The 14020-nt window shown below is 58.1% G+C and carries 10 protein-coding genes; 4 read left to right on the top strand and 6 right to left on the bottom strand.

The window, feature by feature from the left end:
• Nucleotides 1-19 precede the first annotated feature (19 nt).
• The 4 genes from ACM6IP_RS00220 to ACM6IP_RS00205 all read left to right on the top strand — a co-directional run bounded on the left by ACM6IP_RS00220 (nt 20) and on the right by ACM6IP_RS00205 (nt 6703).
• Nucleotides 20-1381: a DUF1329 domain-containing protein gene (locus ACM6IP_RS00220; protein ID WP_159995044.1), complete on the top strand. Its 1362-nt coding sequence runs from the start codon at nt 20-22 to the stop codon at nt 1379-1381.
• A gap of 77 nt (nt 1382-1458) precedes the next feature.
• Nucleotides 1459-2523: a WD40/YVTN/BNR-like repeat-containing protein gene (locus tag ACM6IP_RS00215; protein ID WP_414860673.1), complete on the top strand. Its 1065-nt coding sequence runs from the start codon at nt 1459-1461 to the stop codon at nt 2521-2523.
• Nucleotides 2524-2561: 38 nt separating this feature from the next.
• Nucleotides 2562-4997 (top strand): efflux RND transporter permease subunit, encoded by a 2436-nt coding sequence (locus ACM6IP_RS00210; RefSeq protein WP_414860672.1) that lies wholly within the window; start codon nt 2562-2564, stop codon nt 4995-4997.
• A gap of 71 nt (nt 4998-5068) precedes the next feature.
• Nucleotides 5069-6703, top strand: coding sequence for a 3-(methylthio)propionyl-CoA ligase (locus ACM6IP_RS00205; RefSeq protein ID WP_401125865.1), 1635 nt, complete (start codon nt 5069-5071; stop codon nt 6701-6703).
• Nucleotides 6704-6707: 4 nt separating this feature from the next.
• Here the strand turns inward: ACM6IP_RS00205 and ACM6IP_RS00200 are convergent, their stop codons facing one another.
• From ACM6IP_RS00200 to ACM6IP_RS00175, 6 genes are all read right to left on the bottom strand, one after another.
• Nucleotides 6708-7976 (bottom strand): anaerobic sulfatase maturase, encoded by a 1269-nt coding sequence (locus ACM6IP_RS00200; RefSeq protein ID WP_414860671.1) that lies wholly within the window; start codon nt 7974-7976, stop codon nt 6708-6710.
• Nucleotides 7977-8034: 58 nt separating this feature from the next.
• Nucleotides 8035-10398, bottom strand: coding sequence for an arylsulfatase (locus ACM6IP_RS00195; protein ID WP_414860670.1), 2364 nt, complete (start codon nt 10396-10398; stop codon nt 8035-8037).
• A 79-nt stretch (nt 10399-10477) separates the two neighbouring features.
• Complete coding sequence (locus tag ACM6IP_RS00190) at nt 10478-10954, bottom strand: 2,4'-dihydroxyacetophenone dioxygenase family protein (RefSeq protein ID WP_339544504.1); 477 nt, start codon at nt 10952-10954, stop codon at nt 10478-10480.
• 259 nt (nt 10955-11213) lie between these two features.
• On the bottom strand, nt 11214-12602 hold the full coding sequence (locus ACM6IP_RS00185; protein ID WP_414860725.1) for a DUF1254 domain-containing protein: 1389 nt from the start codon (nt 12600-12602) through the stop codon (nt 11214-11216).
• A gap of 110 nt (nt 12603-12712) precedes the next feature.
• A complete protein-coding gene (locus ACM6IP_RS00180; protein ID WP_414860669.1) occupies nt 12713-13525 on the bottom strand; it encodes a transporter in 813 nt (270 codons plus the stop codon).
• A 24-nt stretch (nt 13526-13549) separates the two neighbouring features.
• Nucleotides 13550-14008 (bottom strand): glycine zipper 2TM domain-containing protein, encoded by a 459-nt coding sequence (locus ACM6IP_RS00175; protein WP_159995060.1) that lies wholly within the window; start codon nt 14006-14008, stop codon nt 13550-13552.
• Nucleotides 14009-14020 lie beyond the last annotated feature (12 nt).

The following is a 14020-nucleotide window of genomic DNA, read 5'->3' as shown; positions in this document are numbered from 1 at the left end:
TGATAGCAGGAGTCACTCCATGAAGTTCGTCAATACGCTTTTGTCCACTGCCTTGACCGTTGCCATCGCGGGTGCGGCACACGCAGCCGTGTCCCCTGATGAAGCAAGCAAACTCGGCAACAGCCTGACAGGCGTCGGCGCTGAAAAGGCCGGCAATGCCGACAACACCATTCCGTCCTACACCGGCGGTCTCACCACGGCGCCGGCCAGTTTTCAACCCGGTAGTTCGTTCCGTCCGGACCCTTACGAGGCCGACAAGCCACGCGTCGTCGTCGAAGGCAAAAACCTCAGTCAATACACCGACAAACTGACCGCGACCACGCAAGAACTGCTCAAGCGTTACCCGACGTTCCGGGTCGATGTGTTTCCGACCCATCGCAGCGTTGCGCTACCTCAACGGTTGCTGGACAACACCGCAAAAAATGCCGTCGGCACCAAGACACTCGAAGGCGGGGTAGCACTGGAAAACGCGTTGCCGGGTGTTCCGTTTCCGATCCCGAAAGATGGCTATGAGGCCATGTGGAACCACCTGCTGCGTTATCAGGGTTATGCCACCAATATCAAATATGACTCCTGGAACGTCGACAGTTCCGGCCGGGCGATACTGGCCACGACCGGTAATGGCTATCTGGAGTACCCGCTATACGATCCGAAGCGTACGGAACCGGCGAAAGAGACGGATCTGTTCTTCAAGACCAAACTCTACTACCAGGCCCCGGCCCGTCGCGCAGGCGAAGCTATCCTGGTGCAGGATGCCGTCAACCCTCTGAAGATGGAGCGTCGTGGCTGGCAATACCTGCCTGGTCAGCGCCGCGTGAAACTCGCACCGGATATCGCCTACGACACACCAAACCCTGGCTCGGCCGGTGCTTCGACCTATGACGATGCCTGGGTATTCAACGGCGCAATGGACCGTTACGACTTCAAACTCGTCGGCAAGAAGGAAATGATCATTCCTTACAACACGTACAAGTTGAACTACCACAAGGTCGCTGCGGATATCACCACGCCGCATCACGTCAATCCGGACCTGGTGCGCTGGGAGTTGCACCGCGTGTGGGTGGTTGAAGCCACGCTGAAACCGGGCAAACGCCACATCTACAGCAAGCGCACCTTCTACCTCGACGAAGACAGCTGGATCGCCCTGGCCTCGGATGAATATGACGCCAGCGGCAAGCTGTACCGCGGGTCCTTTGCACATTTGGCATACAGCTATGACGTGCAGGCGCCGAATTCCGATAACCACATGATTTATGACCTGGTCTCTGGCAGCTACAACATCACCGGCATCTACGGCCCGTACGGCGGCGTCAAGTACATCGACCCGCTTTCGAAAGCGCAGTGGGCACCTGAGTCATTGGCCGGCACGGGTATTCGCTGAGCCATAACGCAGGTGTTTTTTTGTCGCCGACAGTGTGTATCGCACTGTTCGGCGGCTTTTTTTGCCGAGTAGACCTCATGAATACATTTAGATGGATTGCGCTCACTGCGCTAATTTTGGCGTTGGCTGCCCCATTCACCAGATCCGTCGTCGCCGCTGACTTTGTCGACGTGCTGTCGAGCCCTGCGATTGAGAGTGACAAGGCGATTGGCGGGGTGTTCACCGGGTTGACCCGTGCAGGTCAGCGCCTGGTCGCCGTGGGCCAACGCGGCCATATTTTTTATTCCGATGACAACGGCGTCCGCTGGCACCAGGCACAAGTGCCGGTGAGTTCCGATCTGGTGGCCGTGCATTTTCCGAGCCCGACGCAGGGGTGGGCGGTCGGGCACGACGGCATTGTGTTGCACAGCGACAACAGGGGTGAAACCTGGAAGCGTCAGCTCGATGGCCGTCAGCTGGGGCAGATCATGCTCGAACATTTTCAGAGGCATGAAGGGCAACAGCCCAATGAGGCGTTATTGGCCGAGGCTCAACGAATGGTCGATGAAGGGGCTGACAAACCTTTTCTGGACGTTTGGTTCGCCAATGATAAAACCGGCTATATCGTCGGCGCGTTCAATCTGATTTTCCGCACTGAAGACGGCGGCCGGAACTGGGTTCCGTTGATGGATCGCACCGACAATCCGGGAGCGCTGAATTTCTACGGGATACGAGCAATCGGCGATGACCTGTTCATTGTCGGCGAGCAAGGCCTGGTATTGAAACTGGACCCGGCAACGCAACGCTTCATCAACCTCCCGACGCCCTACGGCGGCAGCTATTTCGGCATCACCGGCAAGCCGGGCTCGGTGCTCGTTTATGGCCTGCGGGGCAATGTTTATCGCAGCGTCGATCACGGCGTGAACTGGGACAAGGTTGAACTGGGGCTGTCCTCAAGCATCACCGCGAGCACGATCACCGCCGACGGCCGAATCATCCTGGTCAGCCAGGCCGGGCATGTGCTTGTCAGCACCGACGACGGCGCCAGTTTCACGCTAAAGCCTCAAGACCGCCTGGGGCCCGCCGCTGCGGCGCAGGCCATCGCATCAGACGTCGTGGTGGTCGCGGGCGCACGGGGCTTGCGCCAGTTGCCCTTCGAATGAGCCCACATCCCACATAATAAAAAGAGACGAGCCATTTCATGGGTAACTACAACCTCGATACGATGCCGGTGATCCGAGAGCTGAAGGGCTTCGATGCACGCTCCGGCAATGTCCTTGAACGCCTGATTTTCAACAACCGCCTGCTGGTGGTGCTGACCTGCCTGATCGTGACGGTAGTGCTGAGCTATTTCGCGGCCACTGGGCTGACGCTCAATGCCAGCTTCGAAAAGATGATTCCGCAGAGTCAGCCGTACATCAAAAACTACCTAGAGAATCGTCAGGCGTTGCGCGGGCTGGGCAATACGGTTCGGGTGGTGGTGGAAAACACCGACGGCGACATCTACGACCCGAAATACCTGGAGGTGCTCAAGCAGGTTAATGACACCTTGTTCCTGACCCCGGGCGTGGATCGGGCCTGGATAAAGTCATTGTGGACGCCTGCCGTGCGCTGGACCGAGGTCACGGAGGAGGGCTTCCGTGGTGGCCCGGTCATGCCGGACTCCTACAACGGCTCGGCCAGTGGGGTCGAGCAACTGCGCTTGAACATCGCCCGTTCCGGGATCATCGGCAGTCTTGTCGGCAATAATTTCAAATCGAGCATGATTGTGGTGCCGCTGCTGGAGAAGGATCCGGTCACGGGCGCAGCAATCGATTATCACCATTTTTCGCGGATGCTTGAAGAGCAGCTACGCAACAAGTTTGAGTTTGCCGGCAGTAGCGCGGTACACCTCGCCGGTGAAGAGGGCAAAGGCCCGATCAAGATCCGCGTGATCGGTTTCGCCAAACTGGTGGGCGATCTGATCGATGGCCTGATGCTGATCATGATGTACTTCGGCGCCGCAGCGCTGATCGCTACTGCCATCATCTTTGGCTTTACCCGTTGCGTGCGCAGCACCGCGCTAGTGATTCTGTGCTCGGTGGTTGCGGTGGTCTGGCAACTGGGCCTGATCACCTTGTTCGGTTATGCACTCGACCCGTTTTCGATTCTGGTGCCGTTTCTGGTATTCGCCATCGGCGTGTCCCACGGTGCGCAGAAAATGAACGGGATCATGCAGGACGTCGGACGCGGTACCCATCAGTTGGTCGCCGCGCGTTACACCTTCCGCCGTCTGTTCCTGGCCGGACTGACCGCATTGCTGGCCGATGCCGTAGGTTTTGCGGTGCTGATGCTGATCGACATTCCGGTGATCCAGGACCTGGCCGTCACCGCCAGCATTGGTGTGGCGGTCTTGATCTTTACCAACCTGGTGTTGCTGCCAGTGCTGCTGTCTTATTGGGGTGTCAGTCCCAAGGCGGCGGCGCGCAGCTTGCGTCAGGAAAGTCAGGAGCTGAAAGGGAAAGGGCTGGGCAATGTGTGGAGCCTGCTTGACCGCTTTACCGAGCGTCGTTGGGCAACAGTGGCGGTGGTGGTGGCCGGGTTGCTGGCGGTAGGTGGCTTCATGGTCAGCACGCAGTTGAAGATTGGTGATCTCGATCCGGGCGCACCCGAGCTGCGCGCCGACTCACGTTACAACCGCGACAACGCCTACATCACTGCCAACTATTCGCTGTCCAGCGACCAGTTTGCGGTCATGGTCAAAACCGCCAGCGAAGGATGCCTGAAGTACGAAACCCTGGTGGAAGCCGATCGTCTCGGCTGGCTGCTGCAACAGCAACCGGGTGTGCAGACTACCGTGTCGCTGGTCAACGCTGTGCGCCAGATCACGGCGGGTTCCTATGAAGGCAACCCGAAAATGCTGACCGTCGCGCGCAACCAGAACGTGTTGAACTACGGCGCGCAACAGGCCTCGGTGAACAACCCGGAACTGTTCGACAGTGATTGTTCAATGATGCCGGTGATCGCTTATCTCTCCGACCACAAGGCCGAAACCCTCGATCACGTGGTCAAAGTGGCCGATCAGTTCGCCCGTGAACACAGCAACGACGATCGGCAGTTCATGCTCGCCGCCGGTAGCGCCGGGATCGAAGCGGCGACCAATATCGTCGTGCGCGACGCCAATCGCACCATGTTGTTCTACGTGTATGGCGCGGTGATCGTGCTGTGCTTCATCACCTTCCGCAGCTGGCGAGCGGTGGTGGTGGCGGTCGTGCCGTTGATGCTGACGTCGATTCTCTGCGAGGCGTTGATGGTCTGGCTGGGCATGGGCGTGAAGGTCGCGACCTTGCCGGTGATTGCCTTGGGTGTCGGCATCGGTGTCGATTACGCGCTGTACCTGCTCAGTGTTCAGTTGGCTCAGCAGCGTGCCGGTCTGTCGTTGACCGAAGCCTACAAAAACTCCGTGGCGTTCACCGGCAAAGTGGTGGCGCTGGTCGGCATCACCCTGGCGGCGGGCGTCATCACCTGGGCGTGGTCGCCGATCAAGTTCCAGGCCGACATGGGCATCCTGCTCACCTTCATGTTCATCTGGAACATGGTCGGCGCCTTGGTGCTGATCCCGGCGCTGTCGCATTTCTTGCTCCGTCGTGCCCCTTGAAACGGCTACCTGTGAGTCTCTGCCGCGTCTGAAACATCGACATCAAACAAGAATAAAAGGAACACAAAACCATGCTGGGCTTGATGCAAGATCAACCGCTGTTGATTTCTTCCGTTCTGGAACATGCGCTGAAGGCGCATCCGCACACCGAAATTGCCTCACGCATGGCAGATGGATCGGTGCATCACTGCACTTATGCCGACATCGGCGAACGCGCTAAACAAGTGGCCAGTGCGCTGGTTGCGTTGGGTGTACAACCCGGCGAGCGAATCGGCACCCTGGCCTGGAACGATTACCGGCACATGGAGTTGTATTTCGGTGTGTCGGGCATGGGCGCGGTACTGCATACGATCAACCCGCGGCTGTTCGCCGAGCAGATCGAATTCATCGCCAACCACGCCGAGGATCAGTACCTGCTTTTCGACCTGTCGTTCGCTGAGTTGGTCGAGCAGATCGCGCCGCGCCTGAAGACAGTCAAGGCGTTCATCGCTCTGTGTGAGCGGGAGCAAATGCCGGCAATCGATGTGCCTGGTTTAATGTGCTACGAAGACCTGATCGCCGGGCACAGCAATGACTTCATCTGGCCTGAGTTCGATGAGCGCACGGCGTCGTCCATGTGCTACACCTCGGGCACCACTGGCAATCCCAAGGGTGTGCTGTATTCGCACCGTTCTTCGATCCTGCATTCGCTGGCGCTGTGTACCTCGGATGGCTTCGGTCTATCGGCGGCGGATTCAGCGTTGCTGGTCGTGCCGATGTTCCACGTCAATGCCTGGGGAATGCCGTATGCCGCCGCAATGTGTGGCGCAAAATTGGTGTTGCCGGGCGCCGCACTTGACGGCGAGAGCCTCTACACGCTGATGCGGGATGAACAGGTGACCCTGGCGCTGGGTGTGCCGACGGTGTGGATGATGCTGCAACAGCATGTTGAGGCGCAGGCTTTGCAACCGGCGACAGAGCTGTGCCTGAACCGGGTGGTGATCGGCGGAGCCGCCGCGCCGCGCAGCCAGGTCGAGACGTTTGAAAGCCGTTTCAATGCGCGCGTGCTGCATGCCTGGGGGATGACCGAGATGTCCCCGCTGGGCACCATCTGTAATCCGCTACCCAAACACCGTGATGCTCCGCTGGAAGCAGTGCTCGACCTGCAGGCCAAACAAGGGCGGGCGTTGTTTGGGGTGTCAATGAAGATTGTCGATGAGCAAGGCGCTGAACTACCGCGAGACGGCAAGGCAAGCGGTCTTCTACTGGTCAAGGGACCATGGATCGCCAGCCAGTATTACGGCGGCGAGGGAGGGCAGATTCTTGATAGCGAGGGCTGGCTCGATACCGGTGACATCGCAACGATCGACACTGACGGCTACATGCAGATCACCGACCGCGCCAAGGACGTTATCAAGTCGGGTGGCGAGTGGATTTCCTCGATTGATCTGGAAAACGCTGCCGTCAGTCATCCGGCCGTTGCCGAAGCGGCAGTGATCGGCATCCCTCATCCCAAATGGCAGGAACGGCCGTTGTTGGTGGTGGTGCTCAAACCTGGTAGAACCGCGAGCAAAGACGATCTGCTGACGGTGCTGCAAAGCCGCGTGGCGAAGTGGTGGCTGCCGGACGATGTGGCCTTCGTCGAAGCGCTGCCGCATACCGCCACCGGCAAATTGCAAAAGATGAAGCTTCGCGAGCAGTTTCGCGACTTCAGATTTCAGAGCTGAAAGGCTATTTATCCAGGGGCACGATCAGCGGGCCGGCGAAGGCCTGCATGATCAACGCCACGGGTTGGTTGTGGCTGACCAGTTGGGCCATGGCGTTCATGTAGGGCGTCAGGTGACGAAAGTATTTCTTGTAGCTCGGACACAGGTAGTTCAGACCCGGCTCGCCGTTGGGTGCGTTCATGAAGCGGTTTTTCGGGCATTCGCCATGGCAGGCGAAGCGGTAATCGCACTGCTGGCAATACGTCGGCAGTGTCTCTTCCTTGGCGGCGCCAAAGGCTTGTTGCGCAGAAGAGGCAAGTAGCACGGCAGGATCATCGGTCTTCAGGTTGCCCAGCAAATACTCGGGATACATGTAGTGATCGCAGGAGTAGACGTTGCCGTCGTGCTCCACGATCGCCGCTTTGCCGCAGCGCGGGCTGAACAGGCACACCGAGGCCGGCAGCTGGCACCATGAGGCCAGTGCCCATTCGAAGTTCATGACATGAACCTCCCCGACATCCTGGCGTACCCACTCGTCGAAAATCGTGATGAGAAAATCGCCATAGGCCTCGGGGGCAACCGTTTGCTCCGTCACCATCGCGGGCTCCGGCACCACGTGCAAGCGCAATTCCGGCGGGATAGCGAAATGCAGACCCAGACTGACCTGTGAGGCGCTTGGTACGCGTTCCACCACGGGATTGAACTGAATATGACGAACGCCCTCAGACTTGAGGAATCGATAGATTTCCAAGGGGAATCTAGCGATATCGTGCGCCACGGTAACCAACACATTGAAGTCTACGCCATGCTGCTTGAGCAGTTCGAGACCGTGCATCACCTCATCGAAACTTGAGCGTCCGCGCTTGTCGGGGCGATAGAGGTCGTGAACGAATCGCGGGCCATCGAGGCTGATCCCCACCATGAAGCGTTCACGGGCGAGGAACGCGCACCAGTCGTCATTGAGTAACGTGCCATTGGTCTGCAGCGTGTTGCGAATGACTTTGTTCCCTGCGAACTGGCGTTGATACAGGACCGCGCGTTGAAAAAAATCCAACCCCAGTAACGTCGGTTCGCCGCCTTGCCAGGTAAATTCGACCTCAGGCGTGGGCTGGGCCTCGATGTAGCGCTGCACATACAGACGCAGCACCTCGTCGGTCATGCTGAAGCGTTCCCTGGGCGGGTAAAGCTGTTCTTTTTCGAGGTAGAAACAGTAGCTGCAATCGAGGTTGCAGATCGGCCCGACGGGTTTGGCCATCAGATGCAAGCCCTGGGGCGGGGTTTCGTGGGTAGGCATGGGGGCAGGGTCCGGGAGTCATCAGTCTGCCGCCCGGTTATCCGGGCGGCATTGAGGGTCAAGGCAAATACGTCACGTGTACATCCTTGACCTTGCCATTGAATGCGAAGGGCGCACGCTCGAAATAGTCCAGGGTGACGGGGGAACCGAGGTCTTGAGCGACGTCGAAGGTTTCGCTGGCGGTGAACGTCAGTGCCGGAGTGAACGGTGTCACCCCTTTGGCGGCTTCCTGCCCGTCAAGTCGCAGGCTCAGATTGGCCGGCGCTCCGGGCTTGGCTGACGACAGGGTCGTCAGCACTTCGATACTGACTTTGCCTGCGGGTACTCGTTCGGCCGAACGCAGTTTGACTCGAGAGATAGCCAGCGCGTTGTACTCGTAGTTCAGGAAACCGTCATCCATGTACAGGCTGACCCCGCCACCGATACCGCCCAAGGCATACAACACGCCGGTGGCGTTAGCTGGAACCTCGGCGTCGACGACGACTTTACTGTTCTGATTGCGCAGGTTGGGGGCCGCAAACTCCGGAAAGCGCTGGACACGATCACTGAAATGCCATTCGCGTTGGCTGCTGGAGATTCGTGCAGTCGGATCGAGGAAAGGGTAGAGACCGGCGCCAATCGGATAGACATGGTTAGCCTTGGCCTGCACGTCAAACTCGGCCTTCAGCTCCGCAAGTTTTTGCGGATTGCTCGCGGCTACGTCGTTGGCCTGGGAGTAGTCGTTTTGCAGGTTGTAGAGCGACCATCGGTCATTCGCCGGATTCCAGCCCATGAACTGCGCGAAGCCTTGCACCCAGGGTTTGCGCGGGCCAAAGACCGAGGCCATCCAGCCATCCTTGTAGACGCCGCGACTGCCGAAGACTTCGAAGTATTGCACCGGTTTTTTCGACTTCACCTGAGCGTCGTTGAAGGTGTAGCGCAGGCTGACGCCATCCATTGGGTCCTGAGCGATACCGTTGACCTCTTTGGGTGGCGTGATCGACAGCACGTCGTAGACCGTCGGGGCAATGTCGTTGACATGGTGGAATTGTCCGCGAACGCTGGCGTCGGCCTTGATCTGTTTCGGCCAGGAAACGGCCAGCGGCGTGCGGGTACCGCCGAAGTAGCCGGCGACCAGTTTAGTGCCTACGAATGGCCCTGATCCTGCCCAGGCCCACGCGGCGTTGTACATGCTTTCAAGTTTGGGACCGCCGAGCGCGGACAAGCCGCCATACATCTCGTCGAGGACTTTCAGCTGCTGCTCCTTGGGAACTGGAATCCCGTTTTGGGCCAACAACTCATTAATCGTGCCCTCCATCCCCTCGGAAGAAGCGCCGTTGTCGCTGAAGATATAAAAGATCAGCGTGTTGTCGCGCTTACCTTCACGCTCCAGTTCGTCGAGGATCTTGCCGGCCTGCGTGTCGGCATGTTCCAGGAAGCCGGCATACACCTCCATCAACCGTGCCTGATACTGTTTCTGTTCGGAAGACAAGCTGTCCCAGGCTGGGAGCTCCGCCGGGCGTGGGGTGAGGACGGCGTCCCGGGGGATAAAGCCCAGGGCTTTCTGGCGAGCGAACGTCTGCTCACGATAGGCGTCCCAGCCTCCGTCGAACTTGCCTTTGTATTTATCGGCCCATTGCGCATTCACTTGGTGCGGGCCATGTACGGCACCCGGTGTCCAATACATGAAAAATGGTTTTGCCGGCGCGTATGTCTGATGGTCTTGCAACCAGTTTACGGCCTGATTGGCGAGGTCTTCGCTGAGGTGATATTTCGGATCTCGCGCCGGTTCGATTGGCGTTGTGTCGCGGTACAGGCGCGGTTCGTACTGAGAGGTTTCGCCGGCCAGGAAACCGTAGAAACTTTCAAAACCGTAAGCCGTCGGCCATGTATCGAAAGGACCGGCCGCCGTGGTATCCAGGGGTGGTGTGTTATGCCATTTGCCGAATGCAGCGGTGCTGTAGCCATATTGCTTGAGCACTTCGGCCATGGTCGCCGAGCTTTTGGGGATCTTGCCGGTGTAACCTTCCCAATCGGTGGCCAGCTCTGCGATGACGCCGTTGCCAACCCGGTGATGGTTGCGTCCGGTGAGCAATGCGGCGCGAGTAGCGGAGCTGATGGCCGCGGTATGAAAAGCGTTGTAGCGCACACCGCTGTCGGCGACTCGACTCAGAGTCGGCGTATGGACCGCGCCGCCGACGGTATCGGACTGCGCGAAGCCGGCGTCATCGAGCATGATCACCAGAATATTGGGGGCCTCGGCAGGAAGCCGGGATTGCTGCTGACGTTTCTGGTGTTTCGATTCTTGCAGCGTCGGTTTGGCGTCACTGGCCGAAGGCGTCGGGGGGAAGGGCAGTGAGTCTTGTGCGGATGCGACCGAGCTGGCCAACAGTGCGCAGAGTTTCAGGGTGAAACGTCCGGCGGGTTGCAGCTTCTGGGACATGGGTGTCTCCGTTTTTTATTCATTGCAACGGCGCAGCCGCCCGGTCGAACACCGGACGGCCGAGAGATTGGAAGGCTGGTCAGACCGCAAAGCTGGTGATGTCTTTGGGCTCGATATCATTGGCTTTGCAGAACGCCAGGTAACGATCCACGCTGGATTTCCAGTTCTCGATGGCCACGACGTTGTTGTTATCGTCGTAATACAGCAGGTCGCCCTGGGTGATGTTCAAGGTGATCAGTTCATCGCCATATTCACTCAGCACGATTGGCGTATGGCTGGAACCTGCGGTTTCGAACACCACGCCGCCCGGTTTTGAGATCCAGTCGTGCTCAAGGTATTTCCAGCCACCCTTGATGGTGTAAACGATGACCGTGCCGGAGTGATGGTGCTTGGGCAGAGAAGACCCGGCCGGGGCCTTGAGCAGGGTGATGGTTTCCCCGCGAACCGGGTCGCACTTGATGTATTTGATGAAGATTTCATCGCTGTAAGGTGCGAACGGAACCCACGGCAGGTCCTCGTCGTTGATGGAGGAGGTGTCGATGTTTTCATAAAACATGCTTATTGTTCTCTTGGACGGTGGAAGGATTTACACGGTGCGTCAAGCGCATAGTGAACAGGCCGTGCTCACACCGCCCCCCTCTTGAGGAGGGGGATCCATCCAATGGCGTTGAATCGCGGCATGCGCAGTGCCGTGCAAATAACGCCAAAACAACAACATCTACGGTTTGCGGCCACCGCCGGCCTTTGGGTATCACTGCGCACGTCAGGGCCTGTGCGAAACCCTGACGCCCGCTACAACCGATTGTCAGGTGAACTCAATTGATTTTAACGATCGCGGGCGGACTCCACGTGCCTTTGCCAGGAGGCAGGACGGAAGGGTTTTGCGTCTTCGGCCAATACAGGCGCATCACCATGTAGATCAGATCATTCGGTGCAGGCAGCCAGTTGCTTTCCTTGTCCGCGCCGGGCGAGTCTTTCTGGACGTAGAGCGTCAGCGAGCCGTCTGCGTTCTTCTTCATGTCGGGTAGCATCGGCGAGTTGATGAGGTAGCGATTGATCGGGTTTTTAATCAGCAGTTGCGACTTGCCGTCGTACATCGTCACCGACCAGAAGGCATTGACCGGCGGAAGCTGTCCAGCGGGAAAGGTGATGGTGTAGTTGTGTTTGCTGCCGTCGAGCGGCGTACCATCGGACAGGACCTTGGCCATCGGATACGTAGCCTCTTCGGCGTCGTTGGCATAGATGCCCGCTTGGGCGATGGCGGCGCGCTTTAGCCAATCACCCTTGTAGAACGCGGCATTACCGCCGGAACTCACGATGTTCCAGCCATTGACCTGTGTGCCGAGATGATTGACCGCGCCCTGGACCTTCGCATGCCCAGCCTGCATGCCTTCGACCACTGCGGCCTTTTGCTCGGCGGAGAGATCCTGGAAGTTGAAGTCCTTGCCGGCGCCAATGCCCAGACGGGCGAGCTTCGCGCGGATCGCCACTTCTTCCGGTGTGACCGGGGCAAACTGCAACGCAAAGCCCAGATACTTGAAGAAGTCGGTCTTCGCCAGGGCCTTGTCGAACTTCGGAAAGTTGATCGCCGGCGCGGCAGGCGGCGCGGGCTGCTTGAGATATGCCGATAACGGCTGGGCCCCATAACCGGACTGGATCTTTTCTACGTTTGGCATGTCCGCCGGATTGTAGAGCTGGGTGCGAAAGATCGCGAAGAGGAGTTGTGTATTGGAATGAAACACCTTCTTGATGCCAGGCGGGGTCACGCCTTTCCAGTCTGGGCCGACCAGCATGTAATCGCCGGCTTCGCTACCGGTGGTACGGCTGCCGATATAACCGAAGTTGTTGGTGTTGTTATCGACTAGCTGCACCGAGTAGTACCGCGGTTTCTCCACCGTTGGTACCGATAGCACGATCGGCTCGCTACGCAGGTCCATGAACATCATGGAATACGGTGTGTCGCTGTTCGGCGAGACGATGGCCGTGTCCTTGTAGCTAAAGACATTGTGCATGCTGTGAATTTGGTTGAACGGCGCCTTGTACTGGCCGGAGTTTTTGTCCACGGCATAGTCGTACATGGTCGCGTAGTTCATCACGATGGGCAGACCGTAGATATAGCCTTCCTCGGCGATGGCTTTCGTTTCGGCAGGAGTGATGTCCGCTGCTTGAGCGTGCGTAAATCCAATGGACGCGAGCAATACCATCGCACAGCCAAATGTTCTCGGTAGTGGGGTTATCATGAACTTGAAACTCCATTTTTCGTATTGGATGAGCGAATCGGATAGTCAACTGCCGGCCCGCTGATATTCTAGTTTCACTTAGGAAAAAGTAGGGTGTACGCCACTCGAAAGCCCCAGCCGTGTGCACCCTCTTCAGGACTGTCCGCCCAATATCGCGGTCCCATCTGAAGGCTCATGGGCTGCTTGGCGACTTTGAACAATTGCGTCACGAACAAGTTGATCGGCACATTCCACTCGCTGGCTTCCCAGTCGTAAGTGGATTCGGTATTAACTCCAAAACTGGTGTACGACGCTGTCGTATAAACCAGGAAGGGTTGTAGATACGTCTGGTTGACCTTCTCCTTGTCATCGGCCGGGTCGTTGTCCAGTGACCAGATATGGTTCGCCAGAATACCGGTCGTCCAACCGTTGGCTTGTTTCAATGCCACCGCTGTCGGCCCAATTCCCCATTGTTCGCTACTCAGAAGCTCATCACTGCCGGTCGGTAACAACAACGCGGGGCCTGCGCCCCAGATCCAGCCGTCCTCAGTGGGCTTTTTAGGCGAGAAAAAGAAGCTTTGCGAGGTGTCGCCCACTCCGCTTTTATCGGCGATACCCCTCGGTGCCAACCCGTGCTGATCAATGATCGGGAGGATCGTGCGAGAAATCAGATTCCAATCTTCATTAAGTGTGAAGGGTAATACCGGCTGGATATTGGTTACGCTCTGGATTCCATTACCGGAGGGCCCCATTTTCTGATTCCAGTTGTACTGAATGGGCAAGCTGTACAGTGCCGCGACTGGATTTAATGACTGTTTAGCCAGTTCCGCCTGATCGTCAGCCTGGCTGGAAACGGAAATACCTAAAAACAAAGGTGATAGCAAGAGTCGTTCAATGTACTTGTTCATGTCGAGTCCCGTTTACAGTCAGCCTTAACTGCCTTGCGGCACAACGCGGGCATCATTGCCTGAGCCTTGGATATACACCTTCGAGCCCTTGGCCAGGGACGGATTGATCGGTTGGGTCACCGATACGAGCACGCCACTGCTGACCCGCACGATGATCTGTTGCGCTTCGACCGGTTGGTCATACTTTTTCTTCTCGGCGTAGTTACCGCCAGCAGCACCGGCGAGCGCGCCGGCAACCATGGCAACGTCACGCCCGGTGCCACCCCCGATCAAGCTGCCAAGCGCCAGGCCGCCAAGGCCACCGAGTACGGCGCCGACACCACTGTCGTGGTTGGTCTGCATCTGCGTCAGCGATATCTGCTCGATCTTCCCCGAGCGAATCTCGATTTCACCAGCGCCGCCATCGGTTGAGCCGACGGCGGAACAGGCACTTATCAGCACCGCCATCAACATGACTGACAGCCAGGACAGGACTACTTTCATTGCGGTGCGCCT

Source organism: Pseudomonas sp. IT-P176 (assembly GCF_949767245.1).
Classification (GTDB): Bacteria; Pseudomonadota; Gammaproteobacteria; order Pseudomonadales; family Pseudomonadaceae; genus Aquipseudomonas.
Note: the sequence above shows the minus strand (reverse complement) of the source record. Positions and strands in the feature narration are given on the sequence as shown.

Coding starts and splice junctions, on each gene's coding strand:
- ACM6IP_RS00220 (WP_159995044.1), top strand. CDS start 20: ATGAAGTTCGTCAATACGCTTTTGTCCACTGCCTTGACCGTTGCCATC.
- ACM6IP_RS00215 (WP_414860673.1), top strand. CDS start 1,459: ATGAATACATTTAGATGGATTGCGCTCACTGCGCTAATTTTGGCGTTG.
- ACM6IP_RS00210 (WP_414860672.1), top strand. CDS start 2,562: ATGGGTAACTACAACCTCGATACGATGCCGGTGATCCGAGAGCTGAAG.
- ACM6IP_RS00205 (WP_401125865.1), top strand. CDS start 5,069: ATGCTGGGCTTGATGCAAGATCAACCGCTGTTGATTTCTTCCGTTCTG.
- ACM6IP_RS00200 (WP_414860671.1), bottom strand. CDS start 7,976: ATGCCTACCCACGAAACCCCGCCCCAGGGCTTGCATCTGATGGCCAAA.
- ACM6IP_RS00195 (WP_414860670.1), bottom strand. CDS start 10,398: ATGTCCCAGAAGCTGCAACCCGCCGGACGTTTCACCCTGAAACTCTGC.
- ACM6IP_RS00190 (WP_339544504.1), bottom strand. CDS start 10,954: ATGTTTTATGAAAACATCGACACCTCCTCCATCAACGACGAGGACCTG.
- ACM6IP_RS00185 (WP_414860725.1), bottom strand. CDS start 12,602: ATGGTATTGCTCGCGTCCATTGGATTTACGCACGCTCAAGCAGCGGAC.
- ACM6IP_RS00180 (WP_414860669.1), bottom strand. CDS start 13,525: ATGAACAAGTACATTGAACGACTCTTGCTATCACCTTTGTTTTTAGGT.
- ACM6IP_RS00175 (WP_159995060.1), bottom strand. CDS start 14,008: ATGAAAGTAGTCCTGTCCTGGCTGTCAGTCATGTTGATGGCGGTGCTG.